We start from the raw sequence: 25,384 nt of genomic DNA, 5'->3' as shown, positions 1-25,384 counted from the left end.
TGCCGGTCAGGTCCCCGGAATATAGCGCTGCGCGGCCCGCGTTACCGCGAACAGGACGACGGCAACGACCGCCCAGCCCGTCGCCCCCTCCCCGGCCAGATAGATCGCATCGAGCAAGGCGACGCCGGCGATCAGGGTGACGACCGCGGTCGGCACGTCGCCCTTCCCCCGCCGCAACAACAGTCGCAGTGCCCAGCCGATCAGCACGGAAAACAGGAAGAAGAAAACGGTGGCGACCGGCATCGCCGTCGACAGCCAGAGCCCGTAGACCCACGGCACGGCGAGAAATGCGAGAGGCCACAGGTTCTCGACGCGGCCGAGCGACTCCTGCTTTGCCGCGTAGGTCAGGCCCACGATGTAGCAGAGCATGACGATCGCCGCGGCGACCAGCGGCCACGGCAGAGCCGTGGTGAATGCCAGGCCGACCGCGACATAGACGAGCGCCCGGCACAGCCCCATGAAGGCGGGGCTGAGCGGATTGCCCTTGTGGAACCAGTCGTAGAAGACGATGGCGGCGGACAGCGCGAGCCCGCCGAGTGCCGGCCAGAGCGCCGTCATCCCCGAAAGGCCGATGAGGGCCAGAATGACGACGCAGCCGGCGAGCATGGCGAAGCCAGCCCCGAATACGGTCCCGTGCGAAACGGCGCCGGACGGAATGGGCCGCTCCGGCCGCTCCCTTGCATCGATATCGGCGTCGAAGGCGTCGTTGAGATACATGCCGCCGACATAGGCAAGCGACGTCGCCAGCAGCAGCGCCAGAGTACTCCAAGCGGTCGCCTCTCCCCCGGCCAGGACGATTGCCGCAAGCGTGTTGGTCCAGACCGTCGGCACGTTGGAGACGCGGCCCAGGCTCAGCGCGATCTGCCAGTTCATCTGAGCAACTCGTCGGCCACCCAATCGAGTTCCCGGGCGATCGCCTCGCTCACCGCAACGGCGCGATACTCGTCGGGCAGAACGTCCCAGGTATAGGTCTCGACCTCGAGATGCGGCGCAATCGGATCCTCGCGGTGCAGCGCGAGGATTTCCCCGAGAAACGCCTGCGTCGTCGAAAACGCGGCGAGATCGTGCAGGAAGACCGGCACGTGGAAATGCACACGCCACTCGTGCCCGGCGGCCCTGTCGCTCTTCGCCAGGGCCTCGGGCAGATCGAGATAGCGGACGAGCCCTCCCGGGGTCCGCTCGACGACCTGATGCAGGTAGGTCGTTTCGTCGAAGGGCATCAGCGCGGCCGCCATGCCATCGTCCATGCGATGGATGCGAAGCGCGGAAGAAAGCTGCAGCTTCGGGATCGAAATCCCGGCGTCCTTCAGCGCCATGACGCTGCGGCGAGGATCCTCGAACTCGATGGCGGCGTGACAGACGTCGTAGCAGACGCCGATATGACGGCGCAGCGCGGCCTCGCAATCGGCATCCGACAGGCCGGTCGCATTGGCCAGGTGCTTTCGCGCGGCGCCAGCGAACAGGCCGTCCTCGAAGAATTCGACGGTCTCCTCGATTGTCTCAAGCAGGCAGCATGGCTCGGGTTCCAGCGCCAGGGCGATGTGGCGGCCGGTTCGTCGTTCAATGTCGACGAGATGGGCGACGTGGGAAACGAAATTCTCGACGATCCGGTCGAGCCTTCCCTCCTCCTCCATCCACCCCTTGAAGCTGCCAGGCACCGTGCTGATCGAGCCCATGGGGACGTCGGCCGGCAGGATCTCGGCCAGTATGTCCGCGAGCCGGTTGGTATAGGTCAGCCGTTCGGCGGTCGACCAATCCGGCGCGTACACGTTCTCCTTGACCCGGGCGCCGTGGAACGAGCCGTAGGGAAAGCCATTGACGGTAAAGCAGTAGGTGTCCGTTTCGGCCAGGAAGGCATGTAGTTCGTCCAGCGCCTGCGGATGGATCAGCGCGTCTGCGGCTTCCGCGGAAATCCGGAGGCCGAGGCCGAACGGGCGATCGGGCGAGACCATGCGTTTTACCGCGAGCACGTGCAGGTGCAGCGAGTAGAGAAGCGCCGGCCAACTCTCGCCGGGATGGATGTTCGTGCAGTAGGTCAGAAGCCCGAGATCCGGGCGCCCCTCGATCCGCATCAGCCGGCGGCCCGATCGCGCAACCAGTCGATCGCGCCGGCGATCAGCGCATGATCCATCTCGTGCACTTCGACGCCGACGCCGACATCCTCGAGCAGCGTGATCGTCAACTCGCCGCCCAGATGCTCCTGGAATTCGCGCAGGCCGTCGATCACGACGTGGCCGTCCTCGGCATTGCGTTTGTCGAGCGCGGGATGCCAGAGACGGAAGCCGAGCTGTTCCAGCAGACAGGCGACTCGCACCTCGGTTCCGGGCGTCAGCATGCCGGCAAGTACCGAGTATCGGGTGTCGAGCGCGATGCCGATCGCTACCGCTTCGCCGTGGCGCAGATGATAGCGGGTCATCGTCTCGAGCCGATGCGCCGCCCAGTGGCCGAAATCCAGCGGCCGTGCGCTGCCTGTCTCGAACGGATCTCCGCCCTTTGCGATCTGGATCATGTGCAGTTCCGCGCAGCGCCGGATCATATGGGACATGGCGGCGCGCTCGAAGACGACGAGATCGTCGCAATGGCGTTCGAGCCATTCGAAGAACGCCCCGTCGCGGATCAGCGCCACCTTCACCGCCTCGGCCATGCCGGCGATCTTCTCGCGATCCGGCAACCCTTCGACGAAATCGAGATCGTTGAGCACGGCGAACGGTGGCGCGAAGGTGCCGACGAAATTCTTCACGCCATTCAGGTTCACGCCGTTCTTCACGCCGACACCGGAGTCGTTCTGCGACAACACCGTGGTGGGTACGCGGATATGGCGTACGCCGCGATGGGTGGTGGTGGAGACGAGCCCGACCGCGTCGAGCACGGCGCCGCCGCCGATTGCCAGAACGTAGGAATGGCGGTCGATATGGTGGTCGAACAAGGTCTGTTGGATCTGCTCGACGAAATGCAGGTCTACCTTGATGCGCTCACCACCGGGTACCGGAAACGGCTTGGCCACGAGATCGATGCGGTCGCCATGGTGGGCGGCATAGGCGACGATATCGTCCGAGATCGCTGGACATGCGGCGAAAAGGCCGTCATCGAGGAAGACGATGCAACGGTGGCGCTTGCCGGGTTCTTGGCGAGACAGCGTATCCGCCAACACGGGATTGGCCGGATCGAACAGCCCGCTCGTGAATACCACCGGATAGCGGAACGTGACCGAGAAGTTCTGCTCGTAGGTATGCGTGTCCGGCGTAACGATCAGGCCCGATCCATCCCGTCCCATACGCCGTCTCTCCCTACTTGCCGCCCTTGTTCTTTGTGGCCTTCGCGCCCGGTTATGAATACGTTATGCCAGATCAAATAACGGCTCAATGGTCGTCGTCGGCGTAACTGATTGGCCGAAAGGGGAGGAATTCCATGCGGATCGTCTACGGCATCATCTGTACGCTCATGCTCTTGTTCGTGGGCGTTCAGTACAACGACCCGGACGGCTCCCTGTGGATGCTGATCTACGGTGTACCGGCGATCCTGGCGGGGCTGGCCGCCTGGCGCCCGGCGATCGTGCATCAGGGGATCGGCCGGGCGGCCCTGCTCGTCTGCGTCGCCCTGGCCGTCGCCGGCACGCTCTACTACTGGCCGGCCATGCCGGGCTTCTGGAACATGAAGGTCTGGTGGGTCGAGGAGACGGCTCGCGAGGGCCTGGGCGTGATGATCATGACCACCGGGCTAATCATTCTGGCGCTACCCATGTTGCTGCGACGCGGGTGATCGGGGATCGACCGCCCGCGCCTATAAGCCCATGGTCTAGCTCTCCGCGGCAACCGCCGCCGCGGCGGCGGCCGTCGGGGCAGCCGGCTTTGCGTCTTCCGCCTGCTGCCTGTCGTCTTCGTGCTCTTCCAAGTCTTCGGCCTGCGGGACGTCGACGATGACGCGCTTCGGCGCGAACTTGATCCCGAATTCCTTGAACTTCTGCTGCACCTGCTCGTACACGGCCTTGCGCACGCCCCACTGCTTGTTGGGCTTGGTCATGAACTTGCCGGAAACGATGAAGGCGGAGTCGTCCATCTTGATGACACCCTGCGACTTGAAGGGCTGGATGAAGTTCGGGCCGAGTTCCGGATCCTCGAGCATCTCCTGGCCGATCTTCTTGAAGATCTTGCGGACCAGGTCGATGTCGGTGTCGTAGGGCACGCGGAAACGCAGCTTCATGATCACCCAGTCGCGGCTGTAGTTGGTGACCTTGCCGAGATCGCCGTAGGGCACCGTGTAGACCGCCCCGAGATAGCCACGCAGCACAAGCGAGCGGGCATTGAACTTCTCGACCGTTCCGGCCACGTCGCCGCATTCGATGTACTCGCCGATGCGGAAGGCGTCGTCCATCAGGAAGAACAGGCCGGAGATCAGATCCTTGACCAGGGTCTGGGCGCCGAAACCCACGGCAAGCCCGATGACGCCCGCCCCCGCGATCAACGGCGCGATGTTCACGCCCATCGACGCCAGGATCACCATGACGGCCATGACCGCGATCGAGATCTGAACGAACTTGCGGACGATCGGCAGGATCGTCTGCAGTCGCGTCCCGCTCGACATCATCGGCCCTTCGCCGTGCTCTTCGGGCTCCGGCGACTTGACCCGTTCCTCGGCCAGCTTGCGGTCGATCCAGCTCGCCACGAACGACCAGCCGATGTAGCCGAGCAGAGCGATGATGCCGACGTTCAGGAGGACGCGCAGCACGAACTGGGCGATCGGATATTCCTGCGTCTTCGAGAAGACGTTTACGCCGATCACCATGGCGAAGGCGGCAAGCGACAGGATCAGGACGGTGATCGAAATCACCCGTTTGAGCACGCGCCGGTCGTGCATGACGGCGGGCGAGGACTCGACGGCAGCCTCTATCGCCTCGTCGGCGTCTCCCGGCGCCTCGGCCGGCTGCGCGTCGATCGACGTCTTCACCCGCTCTCCGTCATCCGGATCGGTGACGTAGACAACCGGCTTCGCCTTCACGGATACCGGCGTGTCAGGTGCCAAAATGCCTGTCGCCACGGCGGTGACGTACGGATTGAGCACGAACAGGATGAAGAAACCGATTGCGGCGTCGACCGGATCGAAGCCGATCCCCAGAAGCAGGTCATAGATCCCGATCAGGAATGCCACGATCACGTAGCTGAGGGCCAAGGTGAACCAGCTCCATCCGGCGGCATCCTCGGCCCAGCGCGGTACCGATCCGTCCTTGATCGCGGTTTCGACGGCGCGCAAGAGGTGATTGCGATACCGGGTTATGAACACGCACACCGAGGCGGTGAAGATGATCGCACTGAGGAGTGCCCAAAGCCGCCAGACGTCGTGATCCACCTCCCACATCAGGCCGAGTGTCGCGAGCAACAGAAGGGTCGTGCCCAGCGTCAGCTGCCGGCGCGTGCCGCGAACAAAATGGGCGGCGGCCTCGTCGTCGACCGGCATGATGCGCCAGCCTGGATGCTTGGGCAGGAAGATGAACCGGACGATCGCGACCGAAATGCGGGTGATGAGGATTGCCAGCAGGACCACGACGACGAAGTCGCGGCGGACCAGATCCCCGTCCCAGACCGTGAAGAATATGCCGACGTAGCCGACCGCGAACGCGACGATCGCGCCGAGACCATGGAGGAGCTGTCCACCCGCGTGAGTCAGCTTTTGCCGTTCAGTGTCGGCAGGTGCTGCCTCGTAGCGCTCCACCATCTTGCGGGTAACGAACCGATAGGCGTACTCGACGGCGGCGCCGACCGCGACAAAGAATACGAGGAACCGGATAACGAACCACACGCCGCCGGCGCCTACCGTAATCCCCAGCTTCTGCTCCATATGGCCGACATATTGGTCGACCAGGTCGTCGAACCGGGAAAGCACGGCCGCCAGGTTGTCGCGAAGACGGGTGATATTTGACTTGAGGGCGGCGACCGAAAGTACGGCCGTTGTCTGCCCCTCGTCCGCGCCGGCCGGGGCTGAAACCTTGAGATAGTAGAGAAGCAGATCCCTCACCTGTGCATCCGTCAGGCGACCGACCAGGGCTTGCCGTTCGTTGACCGAGAGCGGCGCGAGCTCGTCGGCCACTGTCTGACTGGCGTTCGCGTCAGTGTTGGCGGCGTCCTGGGCGGACACGAGAGCCGGTGTGGCGAGCAGGAAAGCGAAAAAAATCGCCGCGGGCACCAATCTGCCAAGGAACAACCGGCTTACCTTGCCAAGCGTGACCATCGGATCAGACCTCCCGCGCCTCGTAAAAATGCGAATAAATCAAATACCAGGGCGCCTATCTTAGGAATCGTGGCGCTTGTTTGTACAACTACAACAGCGACTCGCGCGACGTAAGATGCAATTGGCCAATCCCTAGGCATTGACGCCTTATGGCAATTGCGAGTGCCTGCTCAAACGGGCGCGTCTATGGGACCGACACCCCTACCCTCCAGCCGTATTCGACGGCGGCGTCCGTGACCCAGTCCCATAGTGAATTCGCCAGGCTCGTCGTGGCGAACACGTCGAATGTATCGTCAGCGAGGCGGATGATGGTGGCGCCCATATGGTGGATGCCGGCATTCGTTGCCGACATCGGCGCGAACCGGGAAATATCGAACGAGACGCCTTTCTGGATCAGCGTTGCGGCCGGATCGCCGGAAATGCGCAAGCCGGCGCGCCCGTGGGTCTGGTCCACGACCGTACCGTCGTCGAGGGGAATCCCCGCCTCCAGGCGGTCAGCGAGACCAGCGGCCTGAGCGATCGCGGTCATACGACCGGGCGCGGTCGAGAGGCAGACAAGGCCGGGACCGGCGACCACGCCGCCAGGTGCGGGAATTGCAAAAATGCCCAATGTGGCGGCAATGTCCGTTGCTTCGTCCCAGATCGCGATATCCGCGATGGTGCCCGGTCTGCGCTCGGACAGCGTGATTGCGGCGGTGCCGTCAACCGGACTTCCCGTGCCGGGAACGGCGAGCGAAGCAAGCGGGAAGCGCTCAGACATGCATCCTGCTCCCGTCCGGGTCGTAAAACCGCGGATCGCGGACCTCTACCGGCAGATGGCGGCCGCGAACGGGGTCGGCCGCGTAAAGGGTCGCACCCAACATTTCCCGGCCGTTCTCGACCAGTGCCAGCGCGATATACTGCTCCAGCGCGGGGCTGTAGGCATTGGCGGTCACGTGGCCGAGGCTGCGTTCCGGCTCGTTCGGCCGGGAGCCACGGACAATCTGCGCGCCGTTCGGAATGCTCTGCCGGTTGGGCGACACGAGGCCGACGAGAACCCGACGCCCATCGCCGAGGAGACCGGGCCGGTTCGCCATCGCCTTGCCGATGAAGTCCTTCTTCTTCGACAGCATACCCGACAGGCCCAGGTCGGCGGCGGTCGTGCGGCCATCTATCTCGGAACCGGCGACGTGGCCTTTCTCGATGCGCAACGTGCCCAGCGCTTCCAGGCCATAGGGCGTGATCCCGAAATCCTTGCCGGCCTGAAGCAGGGCTTCCCACAGCGCCGTTCCGAAACGGGCCGGGACATAGACCTCGTAGGCGAGCTCGCCGGAGAAGGACAGCCGCGCGACCATACCCGGCCAGCCGAGTATCGTGGCCTTGCGGACGCCGAGATGAGGCAGACCCTCGTCGGATGTGTCGGCGTCCGAAACGATACGCGACAGCACCGCCCGTGCGTTCGGCCCCGACAGGGCGACACTTGCCCAGACGTCGGTCACAGACGTGAGGTTCACTTTCAACGCGGGCCACACGGCTGCGAGCAGGAACTCGAGTTTCTGCATGACCGCGCCGGCATTCGCCGTCGTGGTGGTCATCAGGAACCGGGAGTCTGAAAGCCGCCAGCTCGTGCCGTCATCGAACAGGATGCCGTCGTCGCGCAGCATCAGCCCATAGCGTGCCTTGCTGACAGCCAGCGTGGAAAACGTGTTCGTGTAGACGCGGTCCAGGAACTCGGCGGCGTCGGGGCCCTGCACGTCGATCTTGCCGAGCGTCGACACGTCGGCGATGCCGACGCTGTCGCGCACGGCGCGGGCCTCGCGGACATAGGCCTGCTCCAGGGTTTCGCCGGGTCGAAAGTAGGCGCGTGGACGAAGCCACATGCCGGCCGGGATCATCGTTGCGCCATTCGCCAGGTGCCAGTCGTGCATTGGCGTCTTGCGCACCGGGCGGATATGGTGCCCGGCTTCGCGGCCGCCGAGCGCGCCGAGGCTGACAGGCGTGTAAGGCGGGCGAAAGGTCGTGGTGCCGACGGCGCCGATCGCCTCGCCGCGCAATGCCGCCATCATCGCCAGCCCGGCGACGTTGGAGGTCTTGCCCTGGTCCGTCGCCATGCCGAGCGTCGTGTAGCGTTTCAGGTGCTCGACCGAGCGGTAGCCCTCCCGGTGCGCGAGCCTGACGTCCGAGGCGGTCACGTCATGCTGCTGGTCGACAAAGATCTTGGCCTTGATGCCGCGCGGGCTTTCCACGACACGCAAGGAAAGCGGGGCGCTGTCCTTTCGCGGAGGCTCTGTTTCGGCAGGTGCGTCCGCCTCCACGTCGAAACCCGCCGCGATGGCGGCGTCGCGTCCGGCCTTGGCACCGTCCTGGAGACAGGCGGCGAGGCTGAAAACACCTTGGCAGGCGCCGGCCGAGCGCCAGCGCTCGCGCGGCTCGCCGGGCAGGAAGATGTCCCGCCCCTCGTCGTAGACCGGCCGCGATCCCGCCTGGCTGTGCAAATGGACGGCCGGCATCCAGCCGGCACTCGTCGCGCAGACATCCGCGGGCAGCGTTTCGACCTTGCCGGCGATGCGGCCCTCGCCGTCGACGGCTGCGATCTCGACGCGGGATACGCCTCTGGAACCGGCGACGCGGACGACGGCGGCCCCGGTTCGCGCCGCAATCCCGGATTTCTCGGCCTGCGATGCAAGATCGGCGGGCGCGTTGTCGCGCGGATCGACGATCGCGGCGACACCCACGCCTGCTTCCGCCGCCGCCAGCGCGGTTTCCCAGATGCCGTCATGGCCACCGAAGAAGACGACGCTTCGGCCCGCGCCTACTCCATAGGCATGGGCGTAGCGCCCGACTGCGCCGGCGAGCATGACGCCGGGGACATCATTCCCGTCGACGAGGACCGGTTGCTCGAACGCGCCGGTCGCGAGAACGACCTGCGCCGCGCGGATCGTCCAGTGGCGATGACGCGGCAGGTGCGCGGGCCTGCTCGCCATATGGTCCGTCACGCGCTCGACGGCGCCAAGCTGGTTCTGGTCGTAGTAGCCGTAGACGGTGGTGCGCGGCATCACCCGAACGTTGGGAAAGGCGGCGAGCGCCGTCACCGTCGCCCTGGCCCACTGGCCAGCCGGCAATCCGTTGATCCTCGCCGTCTCGGCGAACAACCAGCCGCCGGGCTCGGTCCCTTCGTCGGCGAGCACGACACGGGCCCCGGACCCTGCCACAGCGAGCGCGGCGGAGAGTCCCGCCGCGCCGCCGCCGACCACCAGCACGTCGCAGAACAGATGGGACTTCTCGTAGCGGTCCGGATCGGGCTTACGGCTCGCCTTTCCCATGCCTGCGGCGCGGCGGATGAAATGCTCGTAGAAGCGCCACGCCCCGCGCGTCGGCCCCATGAAGGTCTTATAGTAGAAGCCTGCGGTGAAGATGGGCGACAGCAGACCGTTGAGCGCGAGCACGTCGAACGCTAGGCCCGGCCACCTGTTCTGGCTGGTGGCGACCAGGCCGTCGTACAGCTCGGCGACGGTCGCGCGCACGTTCGGCTCGGCACGCGCGCCCTGCCCGATTGTCAGCAGCGCGTTCGGTTCCTCGACGCCGCAGGAGACGATGCCGCGCGGGCGGTGATACTTGAAGCTGCGACCGACGACGCGCGTCCCGGACGCGATCAATGCCGAAGCGACGGTATCGCCGTCCAGGCCGCGCATCACCCTGCCGTCGAAGGTGAAGGCCAGCGGCCGGTCGCGGTCGATCAGCGCGCCACCGGATGGAAGCCGGTAGCCGCTCATTCGCCCGTCCTGCCGGAAAACCGGCCGAGCAGCGTCACGCCGAGGATCGCGTGGGTCAGCGTATCGCGCTCGACCTTGAGCCAGGAGCGGCAGCCCTGGGCGTGCTGCCAGTATTCGGCGTGTGGCCCGCGCGGGTTCTCGCGTTCATAGACAGCGACGCACCAGTCTTCGGCGGAGGCGTCGAGGGCCGGACGCGGGAGCGTCGCATCGCCCTCGTAGGCGAACTCCGCCACGCTGCGTTCGCCGCAAACCGGACAGGTGATGCGCATCGTCTCTCAGCCCCTCAGTGATGCCACGGCACGGGCCCGGCACCGCGCTCGTCGATGACCGCGCCACTGTGAAACCGGTCCAGCGTGAAGGCGGCATTGAGGTCGTGCGGGGCGTCCCTGGCGATCGTCCAGGCGAAACACCAGCCCGAGGCCGGTGTCGCCTTGAAGCCGCCGTAGCACCAGCCGGAATTGAGATACATGCCCGGCAGCGGCCCGGTGGTGATGATTGGGCTGCCATCCATCGACATGTCCATGATGCCGCCCCAGCTTCTCAGAAGCCGCAACCGGCCATAGGACGGGAACATGGTCAGCAGCAGACTGGCAACATCCTCGACGATGGGAAGATTGCCGCGCTGGGCATAGGAGTTGTAGCCGTCGATATCGCCGCCGAAGACAAGGCCGCCCTTGTCGGACTGTGAGATGTAGAGGTGACCGGCGCCGAATGTGACGACGGTATCGAGCAGCGGTTTCAGCGGCTCGGAGACGAACGCCTGCAGGACGTGACTTTCGATCGGCAGGTGCTGGATGCCGGCCAGGCTCAGGACCTGGCTGGTCGAGCCGGCGACCGCGACGCCGACCTTGCCGGCGCCTATCTCACCGCGTGTCGTCTCTACGCCGGTGATGCGGCCGGTCCCGTCGCGCAGGAATCCGATGACCTCGCAATTCTCGATGATATCGACACCGCGCCGGTCGGCACCGCGGGCAAATCCCCACGCGACGGCATCATGACGCGCCGTGCCGCCGCGCGGCTGCAGCAGGCCGCCGTGGACCGGAAATCGGGCATCCGGCGACACATCGAGATCGGGAACGAACCTGGCGACGTCCTCGCGGGTCATAAGCTCCGCATCGATGCCGGCGAGCCGCATCGCGTTGCCGCGCCGGGCGTAGGCATCCATTTGTGCCGGCGAATGGGCCAGGTTCAGGACACCGCGCTGGGAGAACATGACGTTGTAGTTGAGGTCGTGGGACAGCCCTTCCCACAGCTTCATCGACCACTCGTAGAAATGCGAATTGGCCGGCAGCAGATAGTTGGAGCGGACGATCGTGGTGTTGCGCCCGACATTGCCGCCGCCGACATAGCCCTTTTCGAGGACCGCGACATCGGTGATGCCGTGTTCCTTGGCCAGGTAGTAGGCGGTCGCCAGTCCGTGGCCGCCGCCGCCCACGATGATGACGTCGTAGCGCGGCTTCGGTGTTGCCGCCCGCCATGCCGGCTTCCACGACCGGTTGCCGGTCAGGGCATTGGCGATCAGCGAGAAAACGGAGTACTCGGCCACGTGATCTTCCCGTCAGGCGTAACGCGCCCGTCAATCATACTGTGAATTGATGGCAGATACCGGGTTCCCCGGGCATCGCGATTCCGACAGGCTGCCAACGTCAACGCGACGCCTGTCGCTTGCAACGCGGCGACGGCGGCACTATCGGGTATTTGACGCTGAGTGAGGCGCCCTTGAGCCAGGCACCAGAAAACGAACCATACGTCGTCGCCTTCGGATTGGTCGAGCGCTTCTCGCTGATGAGCGAGGTTGCCGCGATCGACACGATGCGCATCGCCAATCGACTGCTTGGCCGCGACGTCTATCGCTGGCAACTGCTGTCGTTGAACGGCGGGCCGGTGACGGCATCCAATGGCATCCGCATCGAGTGCCAGGGCGGTTTCGATGTCGCCGAACGCGCCGATCTGTTCTTCATCTGCGCCGGTCTGGTGCCGCTGCCGGATCCACTGAGCGCCTATCACGCCGCATTGCAGCGTGTGGCCCGGGCCAACGTCGCCCTCGGCGGCCTGTCGACCGGGACGTTCCTCCTGGCCAGCGCCGGACTTCTCGACGGCTATCGCTGCACGGTGCACTGGGAAAACCGTCCGGCGTTCATGGAAATGTTCCCTGGTATCGACTGCACCGCGAAGGTCTACGAGATCGACCGCGACCGCTACACGACGTCCGGCGGCGCCGCCTCCGTCGACCTGATCCTCCAGATCGTCACCCGCCAGCACGGCGCCGATCTCGCGGCGGCGATCGCGAACCAGCTTCAGCATGACCGCATCCGGCCGGCCGACGAAGAACAGCGGCTGGGGAACCAGACCTTCCTGCATCCCCTGCCCGGCAAGCTGCGCATGGCGATCGAGATCATGACGAGCCATCTCGAGGCGCCGCTGGCGACCGCCACCATTGCCTACCGGACCGGGCTTTCGGCCCGCCAGCTCGAGCGGCTGTTCCAGCGGTATCTGCAGGTGACGCCGGCGCGCTACTACATGCGGCTGCGGCTGGAGCGGGCCCGGGATCTGCTTCTGCATACGAACGTTCCGATCCTCGACGTGGCGGTTGCGACCGGGTTCACGTCGAGTTCGTATTTTTCCCAGTGCTACCGGCAGGCCTTCGTGCAGACGCCCTCGGCGACGCGTCGGATCGCCGTCATGGCCGGCGAGCGAACGGAGCCACACGGCGCTAGCGGCGGGAAATGAGCGTCCTCAGCGCTTCGGAGACGATTTGCGTTGCTGCCTTCAGATCGCCGAGTTGCAGATGCTCGTCGGCGCCGTGCGCATTGGCCTCCAGGATCGACCGCGGGCCTGCGCCGTAGAGCACCGTCGGTATTCCGGCTGCCGTGTAATGGCGCGCATCGGTATAGAGCGGAACGCCCGTCGGCTTAACGTCGACGCCGAGAACCCTGCGAGCCGGCGTCTGCAGCGCCGTGATCAGTCTTTCGGAACCGGGCAACTCGCGCAACGGCTCGGCGAGCATGATCCGGCGACATTCCACGACGGCCCCGGGGATGGCCTTCGCGGCGGACTCGATCAGGTGGATCAGCTTCGATTCCACTTCCGTGCCGACTTCGTCGGGAATGATCCGCCGGTCGATGCGCAATGTCACGCGATCCGGCACGACATTGGTGTTGATGCCGCCCGATATCAGGCCGACAGTCAGCTTGGGCGAGCCGATACCCGGGATCGCGCTCTCGATGCCGCCGAGGGAATGGCGTTCCTGATAGAGAGCGGTCAGGATCGCGTTCGCCGCCTCCAGCGCATCGATGCCGGATTCCGGCATGGCCGCATGCGCCTGCCGGCCGCGCACGGTCACTTCCAGATGCAAGCATCCGTTGTGGGCGGTTGTAATCGCGTAGGAGAACCCCGCGGAGATGGCGTAGTCCGGCTTCGTGAGGCCCTGATCGAGAAGCCATTTCGGCCCGACATAGCCGCCGGTTTCCTCGTCGTAGGTCAGGTGCAGCTCGATCGTGCCGTCGAGGCCGTCCGGGTCGGCTTCGAGCGCCTTCAAAGCGAAGGCATAGGTGGCGAAGTCGGATTTCGAGACCGCGACACCGCGGCCATAGATCGCTCCGTCCTTCTCCTCGGCGCCATAGGGATCGACCGTCCAGCCGTCGCCGGGCGGCACCACGTCGCCATGGGCGTTGAGCGCGACCGTTGGCCCCGTGCCCGCGCCGAAGCGGCGGCGCACGATCAGGTTCTCGACGCTCTTCATGCCGTGCTGTTCGACGAGATCGGCAGGAACCGGATGGCGCTCGACCTCGAAGCCGAGCTCTTCGAGAATGACGGCGGCCCGTTCGGTGTGGCGGACACAGTCGCCGGGCGGGTTGTCGCTCGGAATGCGCACCAGCTCCTTGAGGAAGGCGACTTCGTCGGTCCAGTTGTCTTCTATTGCGTCGGTCATGTCCGGCCTCCCTTCACTCCGCGATCCGGTCTTCGAGCCGGAACCGCATGATACGGCATACTTGTTCGAGCGCGGTTTCGAATTCGCCCGCGCGGTCGTTGTCGATCCGCGCTTCGAAAGCCGCGAGGATGTCGTGCTTCGTGGCGCCGCGCACGGCCAGGATGAACGGGAAGCCGAAGCGGTCGCGGTAGGCTGTGTTCATCTCGGTGAAGCGGGTGAATTCGTCCGCCGTCAGGCGGTCCAGTCCTGCCCCGGCCTGCTCCGAGCGGGAGTCGGCACCGATCTGGCCGGCGATCGCGGCGCGGCCGGCAAGATCGGGATGGGCGCGCAGAAGCGCGAGGCGATCGTCCGCGTCGGCGGAACGGACTGCCCGCGCGAAGGCGTCGACGACTGCCGAGCGATCCCTGAAGGGCCGTTCGGCCGCGGCCCGTTCCGCGACCCAGGGCGAATGTTCGGCGATGTCGGCGAAGGCGGCGACGAAGGCGGCCGGATCCATGGCGTTCACGTCGGCAACGGATAGTCGCGTCACTGCCGATCCTCGATCCAGGCGCCAAGCTGGTCACGCTCTTGGTCGGTCATGCCGGTTTCGTTGCCCAGCGGCATGGCGTCGCCGCGTACCGCCTGCGCCATCACCCGCTCGGCGAAGCGGCGAAGGTCGGGGATCGTGTCGAGCGCGACGTCGGCCGGCGGCACCTCGAAACCATCGTGGGAGGGCTGCGGCGAATGGCACATGACGCAGTGCTTGTCGAGGATCGCCAGCACGTCCCGATCGCTCGGCACGGCGATAGCGGTCTGCGATCGCGGTTCCGGCTGTGTCAGGAAGATCGCGCCGACGAGGCCAAGGGCCGCCACCAGCAGCGCCCAAGAATAGGTCGGGAACGCGTCGCCGGCATCTGCACGGTTGATGAAATGGCGCACCATGGCGCCGATCACCAGGATGAAGGCGACGATCAGCCATGTGTGCGGATGGCTGTAGAGCATCGGATAGTGACCGCTGACCATCATCAGCAGCACCGGCAGGGTCAGGTAGTTGTTGTGCGTCGAGCGCTGCTTGCCGATCTGACCGAGCCTCGGATCGGGATCCTCCCCCTGCAACAGCGAGGCCGTCATCTTCCGCTGGTTGGGGATGATCACCATGAAGACGTTGGCGGCCATCATCGTGCCAACCAGCGCGCCCACATGGATCAGCGCGGCGCGGCCGGAGAAGACGTGGCTGTACAGATAGGCGGCGAGGCACACCTCGGCGAAAACGGCGAGACCGAGCAGTGCCGGGTTGCTGCCGATCGGAGAGCGGCACAGGCCGTCATAGATCAGCCAGCCGGCCGCCAGGCTTGCGACCGAAATGGCGATCGCCTCGCGTGGCGCGAGGTCGAGGACCTGCGGATCGATCAGATAGGCGGTGGCGTTGAAATAATACTGAAGGATCAGGAGGGCGAAGCCCGTGACCCAGGTCAGATAGGCTTCCCATATGAACCAGTGCAGGTCCTCCGGCAGCCTGGCCGGCGCGACCGAGTATTTCTCGACATGATAGAACCCGCCGCCGTGCACCAGCCACGACGTTCCGTAGACGCCGGGGTTCATCTTCTCGCGCTGGCGCAGGCTGAGGTCCAGCCAGACGAAATAGAAGGATGCGCCGATCCACCCCACCCCGAAGACGAAATGGGCCCACCGCACCAGCAGGTTCAGCCAGTCGACGAGGAAGACGAGCATGGCGATCCGGGCGTTGTCGGGCGCCGGGTCGATCCCGGCGCCCGGTTTTCCTCAAGTCAGCGCATCTAGTTCGGCAGCTTGTCGTCGATGCCCTTCACGTACCAGTTCATGCCGAGCAGCGCCTCGTCGCCGATCACCTCGCCTTCCTTGGCGGCGAGCGTACCGTCCTGCTTGTAGATCGGCCCGGTGAAGGGATGCAGCTTGCCCGAACGGATCGCTTCCTCGGTTTCGGCGGCTTCCTTGGCGACATCGTCGGGCATGTTCGTGTAGGGCGCCATCAGGACCATCTCTTCCGCGAAGCCGCCCCAGGTGTCGTCCGCCTTCCAGGTACCGTCGAGCACGGCCTTGACGCGATTGGTGTAGTAGACCGACCAATCGTCGACGATAGCGGTCAGCTGGGCATCCGGGCCGAACTGGATCATGTCCGAGGCTTGGCCGAAGGCATGGATGCCGCGCTGCTGGGCGACCTGCATGGCGGCCGGCGAGTCGGTGTGCTGGACGATGATGTCGGCGCCCTGGTCGATCAGCGCCTTGGCCGCGTCTGCCTCCTTGCCCGGATCGAACCAGGAATTGACCCAGATGATCTTGACCTGGGCGTCGGGACGCACGGACTGCAGCCCGAGCATGAATGCGTTGATGCCGCGCACCACCTCGGGGATCGGGAAGGAGACGATGTAGCCGATGATGGCGCTCTCGCTCACGCGGCCGGCGATCTTGCCGATCACGTAGCGGCCTTCGTAGAAGCGGGCCGAATAGGTGCCGAGGTTCTCGGCGCGCTTGTAGCCCGTGGCATGCTCGAACTTCACGTCCGGATACCGGCCGGCCACCTTGACCGTCGGGTTCATGAAGCCGAACGAGGTGGTGAAGACGATCGCGTTGCCGTCGGCGGCAAGCTGGTTGATGACGCGTTCGGCGTCCGGTCCTTCCTCGACATTCTCGACATAGGACGTCTCGATCTGGTCGCCGAGCGCTTTCTCGACGGCGAGGCGCCCCTGATTGTGCTGGTAGGACCAGCCGAAATCGCCGATCGGGCCGACATAGACCCAGGCGGCCTTGGTCTTGTCCTGAGCGTGCGCCGCTGCCAGGCTCAATCCCAGCGCGGCGGCAGCGAGTAGCAGTCTTTTCATCACGCAACTCCTCTGTTGAACGGGCCATTCTTCCAATCTGTCCGGCGCGACCGTGGCCGTGGCGATCCGCCGTATAATTCCGCTTTCCGGTTCACCTCACCTGTCGGGCACGAACGGGACGCCGAGGCACAGCGGCGTGTTGGCGCGCGCCCGCGTGCGTTCGTAGGAAATGACGACCAGCACGACGATGGTCGCCAGATAGGGCAGCGACGACATCAGCTGGGAGGGGATGCCGATACCCGCACCCTGGGCGTGGAACTGCAGGATGGTGATGGCGCCGAATAGATAGGCACCGACGATCGCCCGCCACGGTATCCATGAGGAGAACACCACCAGCGCCAACGCGATCCAGCCCCTGCCCGCCGTCATTTCCTCGACCCATAGCGGGGTGTAGGACAGCGATAGATAGGCACCGGCCAGGCCCGCGCAGGCACCGCCGAACAGGATCGCCAGATAGCGCACCCGCGCGACCGGCAGCCCCAGCGAATGGGCGGAGTTGTGGTTGTCGCCGACCGCCCTCAGGGTGAGACCCGTACGCGTCCTGCGCAGGAACCAGGCGACACCGAACACCAGCGCGAAGGACACATAGACCAGCGCGTCCTGCCCGAACACGACCGGGCCGATGAACGGCGCATCACTCAGTCCCGGGAAATCCAATTTCGGCAGCGGAGCGCGGTCGACGCCGACATAGCCGTCGCCGATGACGCCGGATACGCCGATGCCGAACAGGGTGAGCGCGAGGCCGGTGGCAACCTGGTTGGTGGCGAAGGAGACGGTCAGGACCGCGAAGATCACCGACAGGCCAGCGCCCGCCAGGGCCCCGGCGATGATGCCGAGAAGGCCGCTGTCCATTTCCACGGCGATGGCGAAGGCGCAGACGGCGCCCATGATCATCATGCCCTCGACACCGAGATTGAGGACACCGGAGCGCTCGACCACGAGTTCGCCGATCGCCGCCAGGAGAAGCGGCGTCGAGGCGGTGATGACGGTGAGGATCAGGGGTTCCAGCCAGCCCATGGTCATGTCCTCGCGTCGCCGGCCGGGACCGCCCGGGGCCGATAGAGCCGCAGCCGGTAATAGATCAGCGTGTCGCAGGCCAGGATGAAGAACAGCAGGATGCCCTGGAACACCTTGGCGACGTCGAGCGGCAGGCCGAGGCGGATCTGCGCTGCTTCGCCGCCGATGAAGGAAATCGACATGACGAGGCCGGCGAAGACGATGCCGATCGGATTGAGCCGGCCGAGGAAGGCGACGATGATGGCGGTGAAACCATAGCCGGGCGAAATGGTCGGCAGAAGCTGGTTGAGCGTGCCCGACACCTCGGCGATGCCGGCAAGGCCGGCGAGCCCGCCGGAGGCCAGGAACACGAACAACACCATGCCCTTGTCGCCGAACCCGGCGAAACGGGCCGCCCTGGGCGCCTGGCCGACCGTGCGTATCTCGAAGCCCTTAAGGGTCGTCGGCAGGGCAAAGGCCATGATGATCGCCAGGACGAACGCGAACAGGACGCCGAGATGAAGCCGGCCACCCGAGCTCAACCCGGGCAGCGTCGCGGCGGAGGAGAACAGCGCGCTTTCGGGGAAATTGTAGCCTGCCGGGTCGCGCAGCGGGCCGCGGACCAGGTAGTCGATGAGCAGCAGCGCCACGTAGGTCAGCATCAGGCTGGTCAGGATCTCGTTGGCGCGGAACACGGTCTTGAGCAGCGCAGGGATCGCCGCCCAGAGCATGCCGCCGACGATGCCGGCGAGCAGAACCACGACCAGCACGAGCGGTGTATCCACGTCGGCGAGCGCCAGCGCCAGCCATCCGCCGAAGACCGCGCCAAGCGTGTACTGCCCCTCCGCGCCGATGTTCCAGACATTGGCCTGAAAGCAGAGCGCCAGGCCCAGCGCGATCAGGATCAGCGGCGAGGCCTTCACCAGCACTTCCTGGGCCGAATAGGCGCTCGTGACCGGAGAGATGAAATAGGTATAGAGACCGTCGACCGGGCTTATCCCGGCGAGCAGGAACAGGATCGCACCGGCGATCAGCGTCAGGCCGATGGCGATGACCGGCGACAGCACGGTCATCAGCTGCGAGTGCGCCGGCCTGCGTTCCAGTTCAAGCCGCATCGCTGTCCTCCGTCGGCTCGGAGGCGTGGACGCCGCCCATCAACAGGCCGACCTTCTCCATCGACATGTCGCGGGCCGGGTGCGCGGCGGACAACCGGCCGTGCGAGATCGCGGCGATGGAGTCGGCGATCTGGAAGATCTCGTCGAGGTCCTGCGAGATCACCACCACGGCGCTGCCCGCCGCCGCCAGATCGATCAGCGCCTGCCGGATGACGGCCGCCGCGCCCGCGTCGACACCCCAGGTCGGCTGGCTCAGCACGAAGACGCCGGGATCGCGCCGCATCTCGCGGCCGACAACGAATTTCTGCAGATTCCCTCCGGACAGGCTGCCGGCTTCCGGATCCGGACTGCCGACCCGCACGTCGAAACGCTGGATGATCTCGGCGGCATAGGCCTTCGCCGTCCGCGAATTGATGATCCCGTTGCCGACGAGGTGTTCGGTCGCGTGGCCGGACAGGAGCACGTTGTCGGAGAGCTTGAAGCGGGCGACGGCCGCCTCGCCGATCCGTTCCTCCGGCGCGAAGGCGGCGCCCAGCTTCCGGCGTGCGTTGATGTCGGCGCGTCCCACCGCATTGCCGTCGATGGTGACGGTGTCGGGTCGCGAGGCCGGGACAATGCCGGCGAGCGCCTGGAACAACTCCTCCTGGCCGTTGCCCGCCACCCCGGCGATGCCGAGGATCTCGCCCCCGCGCACCTCGAAGGAGATGTCGCGCAAGGCCGTCCCCAGCGGATCTTCGGGCGTGGAAGACAGGCGGTCGACCTTGAGGCGCACGGGACCGAGCTCGTGCTTGCCCGGCGGCTTCACTTCCGCGATGTCGGCCCCGACCATCATGCGCGCCAGCGTCGCCGCCGTTTCGCGGCCGGGATCGCAGGTCGCGACCACCTTGCCGCGCCGCAGGACCGTGGCCGTCGAGCAGATGCGTTTCACCTCCTCCAGCCGGTGGCTGATATAGAGGATGGCACAGCCTTCAGTCGCGAGGCGGACGAGCGTATCGAACAGCTTGTCCGCTTCCTGCGGGGTCAGGACGGCGGTCGGCTCGTCCATGATGATGAGCCGCGGGTTCTGCATCAGGCAGCGGACGATCTCGATGCGCTGGCGCTCGCCGACCGACAGCGAATAGACGTGGCGGTTCGGGTCGAGCGGGAGGCCATAGTCGCGGGAGATCTCGCGGACGCGGCTTGCGACATCGCGGACCGGGGTGCCCTTTGGCAAGGCGAGTGCGATGTTCTCGGCCACGGTCAGCGCCTCGAACAGCGAGAAGTGCTGGAACACCATGCCGATGCCGAGCGCCTGGGCGTCGGAGGGCGCGCGGAGGCGGACCGGCCGGCCGCGCCACAGCACGTCGCCGCCGTTCGGTTCGAGAATGCCGTAGAGGATCTTGACCAGGGTCGACTTGCCGGCGCCGTTCTCGCCGAGCAGGGCGTGGATCTCGCCCTCCCGAACGACGAGGTCGACCGTATCGTTGGCGATCACCGTGCCGAAATGCTTGGTGATGCCGCGCGCCTCGAGCAACGGACCGTCGTCGCTATCAGTGATGTCCGCCCCGGACATGCGTTCCACCCCTCCCCGTCGCGGCGTTCCTTTCGGCGTGCCGACGATCCATCTCACGTTCGACCAAGGGTATCATGTCCCGCAAGGCCGTGCCCCCTCAGCGCCAATCAATAAATTGATTGAACAAGCTTTCTCATGCAGCTGTTTTGAATGCATAAAGTGACATTCGCACGTTATCTATAGGCGTCCTCCGCAGCTGTCTTGTCCACCGCGACTTTCGTAAGTGTCTGCCTCGTGAGCAGAAGCTCGGCGGCAACCGAGGTGGCGATGACCGATGGCGCCTTGTCGTCTATGCCGTCGATGCCGATGGGGCACCTGAACCGTCTCAGCGCGCCGGCGTCGAGGCCGGATTCCGCCAGGCGCTTCAGGAAACGGGCCCGCTTGGTGTCGCTGCCGATGACGCCGACATAGGGCAGATCGGCCCGCGCCAGCGCCGCCCGGGCGAGCTCCAGGTCGAGCGGATGGCTGTGCGTCATGATCAGCACGAAGGCGCCGGCGGGCGCGTCCGCGACGAGGCCCGCCGGCTTCTGCGCGCGCACGGCGCTCACGTTCCGAGGCGTTGCTTTCGGGAAGGCATCGGCGCGGCCGTCGATCCAGGTGACGCGGAAGGGCAGCGGCGCCAGCGCCAGCACGACGGCGCGCCCGACGTGACCGGCGCCGAACAGCAAGACGGGTTGTCGGGCGTCCGTGAAGGTCTCCCGGTAGAGGCGCGTCGACGGATTGAGGGCGACGATGCCAGCGTCGTCGGACGGCGGCTCTTCCGACAGGCCCCGCCAGGCGTGTGATTGCGTTTCGTCGAACCGCGTCTCGCATGAGAAGCCGCCGCTCGCCTCGAGGCCCGAGTACGTCCGGATCTCGGGCAGATCGGCTCGGGCGTACATCTCCACGGCGATTTCGACCCGGCCGCCGCAGCACTGGCCGAGATCGGGGCCCAGAGCGAAATCGGTCAGGCACAGCGTTGTCGCGCCGCCCCTCAACCTCCCGGCCGCGAGCTGGATCGCCTCCCACTCGAGCTGCCCGCCGCCGATCGTGCCGGCGAACCGATTGTCGGCCGAAACGACCATGCGGGCACCGGCTTCCCGGGGGGCCGAGCCGCGGATGGCCAGCACAGTGACGAGCGCGGCTTTGCCGTCTTCCTCGACAATCCCGCAGAGGCGCGTCCAGACATCGGTCATCGCCGCCCCTCCCGAATGGTCGTGATGGCGCGAAGTATGGCCTCCGGAGTGGCCGGCGCATCGAGCGGGATCCGGCTGTCGGGGGGCGCGAGCCCCGCGATCGCGTCGAAGATCGCCGAATGCACAGACGTCGCCAGCATCAGCGGCGGCTCCCCGACGGCCTTCGATCCGTAGATCGCCTCTTCTCGGTTGATGCCGTCGTGAAGATGGACATTGAACTCGGCGGGAACGTCGGATGCCGTCGGGATCTTGTAGGTCGAGGGTGCGTGCGTCCGCAGCCGCCCCTCGTCGTCCCAGACCAGTTCCTCGGTCGTGAGCCAGCCCATGCCCTGGACGAAGCCGCCTTCGATCTGCCCGATGTCGATTGCCGGATTGAGCGACTTTCCGACGTCATGGACGATGTCGACGCGGTCGACGCGCAATTCCCCGGTCAGCGTATCGATGGTGACCTCGGAACAGGCCGCGCCATAGGCGAAATAGAAGAACGGCCGCCCTTCCCCCTTCTTCCGGTCCCAGTGGATCTTCGGGGTCCGATAGAAGCCTGTCGAGGACAGAGAAACGCGGGCCATGAACGCCTGCCGGGCGAGGTCGGAAAAGGCCACCGAGCGGTTGCCGACGATCACCTGATTGTCGTGGAACCGCACGTCTTCGGCCGCGCCGTCATAGGTCTCGGCGGCGAACGCGGCGAGGCGCTCCCGGATCCGGGCCGCAGCCACGCGGGCGGCCATGGCGTTGAGGTCGGTGCCGGACGAGGCCGCCGTCGGCGCGGTGTTGGGCACCTTTGCCGTGGTCGTCGCGGTGATCTTCACGTGATCGAGGTCGATGCCGAACTCGTCGGCGACAACCTGCGCGACCTTGATGAAAAGCCCCTGCCCCATCTCGGTGCCGCCGTGGTTCAAATGGACGCTGCCGTCAGTATAGACATGCACCAGGGCGCCGGCCTGGTTGAGATGGGTCGCGGTGAAGGAGATGCCGAACTTCACGGGCGTTATGGCGATGCCCCTGCGCAGGAGCGGCGCGGTCGAGTTGTGCTCGGCGATCGTCTGTCGGCGGTTTCGGTAGTCCGACACCTCCTCGAGTTTCGCCATCACGTCCGGCGCGATGTTGTCGAACACCGTCATGCCATAGGGCGTGACGTCCCGGTCCGGGCCGTAGAGATTGCGCGTCCTCAGATCGAACGGGTCGAGGCCGAGCGCATGGGCGGCCTGGTCCAGGACATGCTCGATCGCAAGGATCCCCTGCGGCCCACCGAAGCCGCGGAAGGCGGTGTTGGAGACCGTGTTGGTGCGCAGGCGTTTCGTTCGCGCCGCGATGTTCGGCACGAAATAGGCGTTGTCCGTGTGAAAGGCCGTACGGTCGACGACCGAGTCCGACAGGTCCGTGGAAAAACCGCATCTGGCGAGAAAGGTGATATCGACCGCACGCAGCAGGCCATCGTCGCCAAGGCCGACCCGCCAGCGCGCCAGCATGTCGTGGCGCTTGCCGGTCATGATCATGTCGTCGTCGCGATCGAGCCGCAGCTTGCACGGCCTGCCGGTGACGCGGGCCGCGAGCGCGGCCAGGCACGCCCATTGGCCCGCCTGGGATTCCTTGCCGCCGAAGCCGCCCCCCATGCGGCGCACTTCCGATGTGACGGCGTTGATCGCGATGCCCAGAACGTCGGCGACCGCCTTCTGCACTTCGCTGGGATGCTGGGTCGAGGACAGGACATACATGTCGCCGTCCTCCTGCGGTATCGCCAGCGCCGCCTGCCCCTCCAGGTAGAAGTGCTCCTGGCCGCCGATCGCCAACGTGCCGGACAGCCGGTGCGGCGCCCCACCGAATGCCTCCACCGGGTCACCGCGAACGATCTCGAAGTCAGGGGAAATATGGCTGCCCGCGGCCTCGGCCGTCTCGACGGTCAAGTGCGCTTCGGTGTCCTCTATCTCGATCCTGGCCCGTCGCGTCGCCCCTCGCGCTGCGTCGCGCGTCTCCGCGACAACGGCAAAGACCGGCTGGCCGTGGAACCGGACCTGGCCGTCCGCGAGCAGCGGGTCGTCGCCCGCCCCGACGGGGCTCACGTCATTGTGGCCGGGAATATCTGAGGCGGTGAGAACGGTGACCACGCCCGGGGCGGCGCGCACGGCGTCCAGGTCCAGCCTGGCGATCCGGCCGCGCGCTTTCGGCGATCCGCCCACCGCGACATGCAGCGTGCCCGCCGGTGTGCCGACGTCGTCGACGTAGAGCGCCGATCCGGAAACGTGCTTTTCCGCGCTGTCATGGCGGACGGCCTTGCGGACCGATCGCAGTTCACCGGTGGGGTTGTCGAAGGGGTCAAGTTCGAAGAGCATCATCGTGCTCCCGATATCCGACGAGGCGCGTCGTGCCCGTTTCAGCGCCAGAAACCTCGACCAGTGCCTTGTAGAGCAGGTTGCGGGCGACCTGCAGCCGGTAGCCGGCGCTGGCGCGATGATCGCTCATCGGTGTGAAATCCGACACCAGCGCGTCGAACGCCTCGGTCCATCTGTCGAAGTCCCGCAGCCCGGCGCCTCTCAATGCGGCTTCCGCGCTGCCGGCCCGCTTGGGGATGCCGGCCATTCCTCCGAATGCAACTCGCGCGTCCCGGATTTCGCCGGCGACGATATCGAAGGCGAATGCCGCGAGCACGGCCGAAATGTCCTGATCGAAGCGCTTGGAGATCTTGTAGGCGCGGATCTGGGTATGCGGTCCGGGCTTGGGAACATGGATGGACTCGACGAACTCGCCTGGTCCCCGGTCCTGCTTGCCGTAGTCGATGAAGAAATCCTGAAGCGGGACCACACGCGTCTGGGCGCCGCGCCTCAGCGTGATCTCGGAGCCGAGCACGATCAGCAGCGGCGGCGTGTCGCCGATCGGCGAGCCGTTGGCGATGTTGCCGCCGACAGTACCGGCCGCCCTCACCTGCGGCGATCCGAGACGGCGCAGGACTTCGGCGATGTCGGGATCGAGTGCCGTCAGCGCATCCCACGCCTCGGCATAGGTGGTCGCGGCACCGATGACGAGGGCATCGCCGGTATCGGCTATGCTGTTGAGGGCTGCCACACGGCCCAGATGTATGACCCGCTCGATGGGACGCATCTGTTTGGTGATCCACAAGCCGACGTCGGTTGCGCCGGCGACCAGGGTCGCGTCGGGATGCAGCACGTAGAGCGAGGCGAGTTCGTCGATGGTTGCCGGGGCTGCGAAAAACCGGGTCTCGTCACCGACGAAAAGTGACTTGTCGTCATCCAACCCGGCGAGTTTTCGAGCCGTTTCGATGGTCCCGAAACCATCGAGGGCAGGCGCCTTGCAGGCCTCCAGCGCGGCGGCGACGATTGGCTTGTAGCCCGTGCAACGACAAAGGTTTCCCGCGATCGCATCATTGACCGCCGCCCTGCCCGACTCTTCCGGGCTGCTTCGGTGGTAAAGCGCGAACAGGGCCATGACGAAGCCCGGGGTACAGAAACCGCATTGGCTGGCGTCGTGGTCCACCATCGCCTGCTGGATCGGATGCAAACGGTCATCCGTCGCCAGATCCTCGACGGTGACGACCTCGGCGCCATCCGCCATCCCGAGCAGGTGGATGCACGCATTGACCGGCCGGTAGACGACACCGCCGTTGCCGTCGAGGCGACCGATGGCGACGGTACAGGCGCCGCAGTCGCCTTCCGCGCAGCCCTCCTTGGTCCCGATCGCGTGGTCGCGCAGGCGCAGATAATCGAGCAGCGTCTCGGTTGGCGAAAAATCGGGGATCTCGACCGTCTTGCCGCGGCGCAGAATGCGAATGGCGTCACGGTCGGCCTGCAT

Annotated in this window: 20 protein-coding genes; 2 read left to right on the top strand and 18 right to left on the bottom strand. The window is 65.9% G+C overall.

All coding sequences use genetic code 11. The annotated features are described in order from the left end of the window. Nucleotides 1–6: 6 nt before the first annotated feature. From MUB46_RS19875 to MUB46_RS19865, 3 genes are read right to left on the bottom strand one after another with little or no spacing between them, the layout of a single operon-like run. Nucleotides 7–873: a UbiA family prenyltransferase gene (locus tag MUB46_RS19875; RefSeq protein WP_261617706.1), complete on the bottom strand. Its 867-nt coding sequence runs from the start codon at nucleotides 871–873 to the stop codon at nucleotides 7–9. Next, entirely contained in the window at nucleotides 870–2,072 is a 1,203-nt protein-coding gene (gene eboE, locus MUB46_RS19870; protein ID WP_261617705.1) for a metabolite traffic protein EboE, read from the bottom strand. Before eboE ends, MUB46_RS19875 begins: the two co-directional genes overlap by 4 nt. Then, the gene (locus tag MUB46_RS19865) at nucleotides 2,072–3,274 is read right to left on the bottom strand and encodes a 3-dehydroquinate synthase (RefSeq protein WP_261617704.1); all 1,203 of its coding nucleotides are present in this window, start codon (nucleotides 3,272–3,274) and stop codon (nucleotides 2,072–2,074) included. The genes eboE and MUB46_RS19865 overlap by 1 nt, the downstream gene beginning before the upstream one ends. A gap of 134 nt (nucleotides 3,275–3,408) precedes the next feature. Here MUB46_RS19865 and MUB46_RS19860 point away from each other — a divergent pair, with 134 nt between their 5' ends. Continuing rightward, nucleotides 3,409–3,759, top strand: coding sequence for a transmembrane 220 family protein (locus MUB46_RS19860; RefSeq protein WP_261617703.1), 351 nt, complete (start codon nucleotides 3,409–3,411; stop codon nucleotides 3,757–3,759). A gap of 36 nt (nucleotides 3,760–3,795) precedes the next feature. Here the strand turns inward: MUB46_RS19860 and MUB46_RS19855 are convergent, their stop codons facing one another. From MUB46_RS19855 to MUB46_RS19835, 5 genes are all read right to left on the bottom strand, one after another. After that, a complete protein-coding gene (locus MUB46_RS19855) occupies nucleotides 3,796–6,222 on the bottom strand; it encodes a mechanosensitive ion channel family protein (protein ID WP_261617702.1) in 2,427 nt (808 codons plus the stop codon). A 184-nt stretch (nucleotides 6,223–6,406) separates the two neighbouring features. Continuing rightward, complete coding sequence (locus MUB46_RS19850; protein ID WP_261617701.1) at nucleotides 6,407–6,982, bottom strand: sarcosine oxidase subunit gamma; 576 nt, start codon at nucleotides 6,980–6,982, stop codon at nucleotides 6,407–6,409. Then, on the bottom strand, nucleotides 6,975–9,974 hold the full coding sequence (locus MUB46_RS19845; protein ID WP_261617700.1) for a sarcosine oxidase subunit alpha family protein: 3,000 nt from the start codon (nucleotides 9,972–9,974) through the stop codon (nucleotides 6,975–6,977). The genes MUB46_RS19850 and MUB46_RS19845 overlap by 8 nt, the downstream gene beginning before the upstream one ends. After that, nucleotides 9,971–10,243, bottom strand: a complete 273-nt coding sequence (locus MUB46_RS19840) for a sarcosine oxidase subunit delta (RefSeq protein ID WP_261617699.1) — start codon at nucleotides 10,241–10,243, stop codon at nucleotides 9,971–9,973. Before MUB46_RS19840 ends, MUB46_RS19845 begins: the two co-directional genes overlap by 4 nt. Before the next feature lie 14 nt (nucleotides 10,244–10,257). Then, nucleotides 10,258–11,520 (bottom strand): sarcosine oxidase subunit beta family protein, encoded by a 1,263-nt coding sequence (locus tag MUB46_RS19835; protein WP_261617698.1) that lies wholly within the window; start codon nucleotides 11,518–11,520, stop codon nucleotides 10,258–10,260. Nucleotides 11,521–11,693: 173 nt separating this feature from the next. Between MUB46_RS19835 and MUB46_RS19830 the strand changes: the two genes are divergently transcribed. After that, nucleotides 11,694–12,704 carry a GlxA family transcriptional regulator gene (locus MUB46_RS19830; protein ID WP_261617697.1) on the top strand — a complete coding sequence of 337 codons (1,011 nt, stop codon included), beginning with the start codon at nucleotides 11,694–11,696 and terminating at the stop codon, nucleotides 12,702–12,704. Here the strand turns inward: MUB46_RS19830 and MUB46_RS19825 are convergent. The 10 genes from MUB46_RS19825 to xdhA form a co-directional block, all read right to left on the bottom strand. Continuing rightward, the gene (locus MUB46_RS19825) at nucleotides 12,688–13,905 is read right to left on the bottom strand and encodes an ArgE/DapE family deacylase (protein ID WP_261617696.1); all 1,218 of its coding nucleotides are present in this window, start codon (nucleotides 13,903–13,905) and stop codon (nucleotides 12,688–12,690) included. The two genes, MUB46_RS19830 and MUB46_RS19825, sit on opposite strands and share 17 nt — an antisense overlap. A gap of 13 nt (nucleotides 13,906–13,918) precedes the next feature. Further along, nucleotides 13,919–14,401, bottom strand: coding sequence for a 2-oxo-4-hydroxy-4-carboxy-5-ureidoimidazoline decarboxylase (gene uraD, locus MUB46_RS19820; protein ID WP_261617760.1), 483 nt, complete (start codon nucleotides 14,399–14,401; stop codon nucleotides 13,919–13,921). Between the two features lie 29 nt (nucleotides 14,402–14,430). Next, nucleotides 14,431–15,615, bottom strand: a complete 1,185-nt coding sequence (locus tag MUB46_RS19815; protein ID WP_261617695.1) for a urate hydroxylase PuuD — start codon at nucleotides 15,613–15,615, stop codon at nucleotides 14,431–14,433. A 65-nt stretch (nucleotides 15,616–15,680) separates the two neighbouring features. Further along, nucleotides 15,681–16,745, bottom strand: coding sequence for a BMP family ABC transporter substrate-binding protein (locus MUB46_RS19810; RefSeq protein WP_425256289.1), 1,065 nt, complete (start codon nucleotides 16,743–16,745; stop codon nucleotides 15,681–15,683). A gap of 93 nt (nucleotides 16,746–16,838) precedes the next feature. Then, nucleotides 16,839–17,759, bottom strand: coding sequence for an ABC transporter permease (locus MUB46_RS19805; RefSeq protein WP_261617693.1), 921 nt, complete (start codon nucleotides 17,757–17,759; stop codon nucleotides 16,839–16,841). Nucleotides 17,760–17,761: 2 nt separating this feature from the next. Next, nucleotides 17,762–18,853 carry an ABC transporter permease gene (locus tag MUB46_RS19800; protein WP_261617692.1) on the bottom strand — a complete coding sequence of 364 codons (1,092 nt, stop codon included), beginning with the start codon at nucleotides 18,851–18,853 and terminating at the stop codon, nucleotides 17,762–17,764. Next, nucleotides 18,843–20,405, bottom strand: a complete 1,563-nt coding sequence (locus tag MUB46_RS19795; protein WP_261617691.1) for an ABC transporter ATP-binding protein — start codon at nucleotides 20,403–20,405, stop codon at nucleotides 18,843–18,845. Before MUB46_RS19795 ends, MUB46_RS19800 begins: the two co-directional genes overlap by 11 nt. Before the next feature lie 173 nt (nucleotides 20,406–20,578). Further along, nucleotides 20,579–21,580, bottom strand: a complete 1,002-nt coding sequence (xdhC, locus tag MUB46_RS19790) for a xanthine dehydrogenase accessory protein XdhC (RefSeq protein WP_261617690.1) — start codon at nucleotides 21,578–21,580, stop codon at nucleotides 20,579–20,581. After that, complete coding sequence (gene xdhB, locus MUB46_RS19785; protein WP_261617689.1) at nucleotides 21,577–23,910, bottom strand: xanthine dehydrogenase molybdopterin binding subunit; 2,334 nt, start codon at nucleotides 23,908–23,910, stop codon at nucleotides 21,577–21,579. Before xdhB ends, xdhC begins: the two co-directional genes overlap by 4 nt. After that, a complete protein-coding gene (xdhA, locus tag MUB46_RS19780; protein ID WP_261617688.1) occupies nucleotides 23,894–25,384 on the bottom strand; it encodes a xanthine dehydrogenase small subunit in 1,491 nt (496 codons plus the stop codon). The genes xdhB and xdhA overlap by 17 nt, the downstream gene beginning before the upstream one ends.

The sequence above is a fragment of the Microbaculum marinisediminis genome, assembly GCF_025397915.1.
GTDB classification, from domain to species: Bacteria; Pseudomonadota; Alphaproteobacteria; order Rhizobiales; family Tepidamorphaceae; genus Microbaculum; species Microbaculum marinisediminis.
The sequence above is the reverse complement of the archived record's forward strand: the minus strand, read 5'-3'. Positions and strand labels throughout refer to the sequence as shown.

Bases quoted from the DNA above. Each gene is read 5' to 3' on its own strand.
- MUB46_RS19875 (WP_261617706.1), bottom strand. From the start codon at position 873: ATGAACTGGCAGATCGCGCTGAGCCTGGGCCGCGTCTCCAACGTGCCG.
- eboE (WP_261617705.1), bottom strand. From the start codon at position 2,072: ATGCGGATCGAGGGGCGCCCGGATCTCGGGCTTCTGACCTACTGCACG.
- MUB46_RS19865 (WP_261617704.1), bottom strand. From the start codon at position 3,274: ATGGGACGGGATGGATCGGGCCTGATCGTTACGCCGGACACGCATACC.
- MUB46_RS19860 (WP_261617703.1), top strand. From the start codon at position 3,409: ATGCGGATCGTCTACGGCATCATCTGTACGCTCATGCTCTTGTTCGTG.
- MUB46_RS19855 (WP_261617702.1), bottom strand. From the start codon at position 6,222: ATGGTCACGCTTGGCAAGGTAAGCCGGTTGTTCCTTGGCAGATTGGTG.
- MUB46_RS19850 (WP_261617701.1), bottom strand. From the start codon at position 6,982: ATGTCTGAGCGCTTCCCGCTTGCTTCGCTCGCCGTTCCCGGCACGGGA.
- MUB46_RS19845 (WP_261617700.1), bottom strand. From the start codon at position 9,974: ATGAGCGGCTACCGGCTTCCATCCGGTGGCGCGCTGATCGACCGCGAC.
- MUB46_RS19840 (WP_261617699.1), bottom strand. From the start codon at position 10,243: ATGCGCATCACCTGTCCGGTTTGCGGCGAACGCAGCGTGGCGGAGTTC.
- MUB46_RS19825 (WP_261617696.1), bottom strand. From the start codon at position 13,905: ATGACCGACGCAATAGAAGACAACTGGACCGACGAAGTCGCCTTCCTC.
- uraD (WP_261617760.1), bottom strand. From the start codon at position 14,401: ATGGATCCGGCCGCCTTCGTCGCCGCCTTCGCCGACATCGCCGAACAT.
- MUB46_RS19815 (WP_261617695.1), bottom strand. From the start codon at position 15,615: ATGCTCGTCTTCCTCGTCGACTGGCTGAACCTGCTGGTGCGGTGGGCC.
- MUB46_RS19805 (WP_261617693.1), bottom strand. From the start codon at position 17,759: ATGGGCTGGCTGGAACCCCTGATCCTCACCGTCATCACCGCCTCGACG.
- MUB46_RS19800 (WP_261617692.1), bottom strand. From the start codon at position 18,853: ATGCGGCTTGAACTGGAACGCAGGCCGGCGCACTCGCAGCTGATGACC.
- MUB46_RS19795 (WP_261617691.1), bottom strand. From the start codon at position 20,405: ATGTCCGGGGCGGACATCACTGATAGCGACGACGGTCCGTTGCTCGAG.
- xdhC (WP_261617690.1), bottom strand. From the start codon at position 21,580: ATGACCGATGTCTGGACGCGCCTCTGCGGGATTGTCGAGGAAGACGGC.
- xdhB (WP_261617689.1), bottom strand. From the start codon at position 23,910: ATGCTCTTCGAACTTGACCCCTTCGACAACCCCACCGGTGAACTGCGA.
- xdhA (WP_261617688.1), bottom strand. From the start codon at position 25,384: ATGCAGGCCGACCGTGACGCCATTCGCATTCTGCGCCGCGGCAAGACG.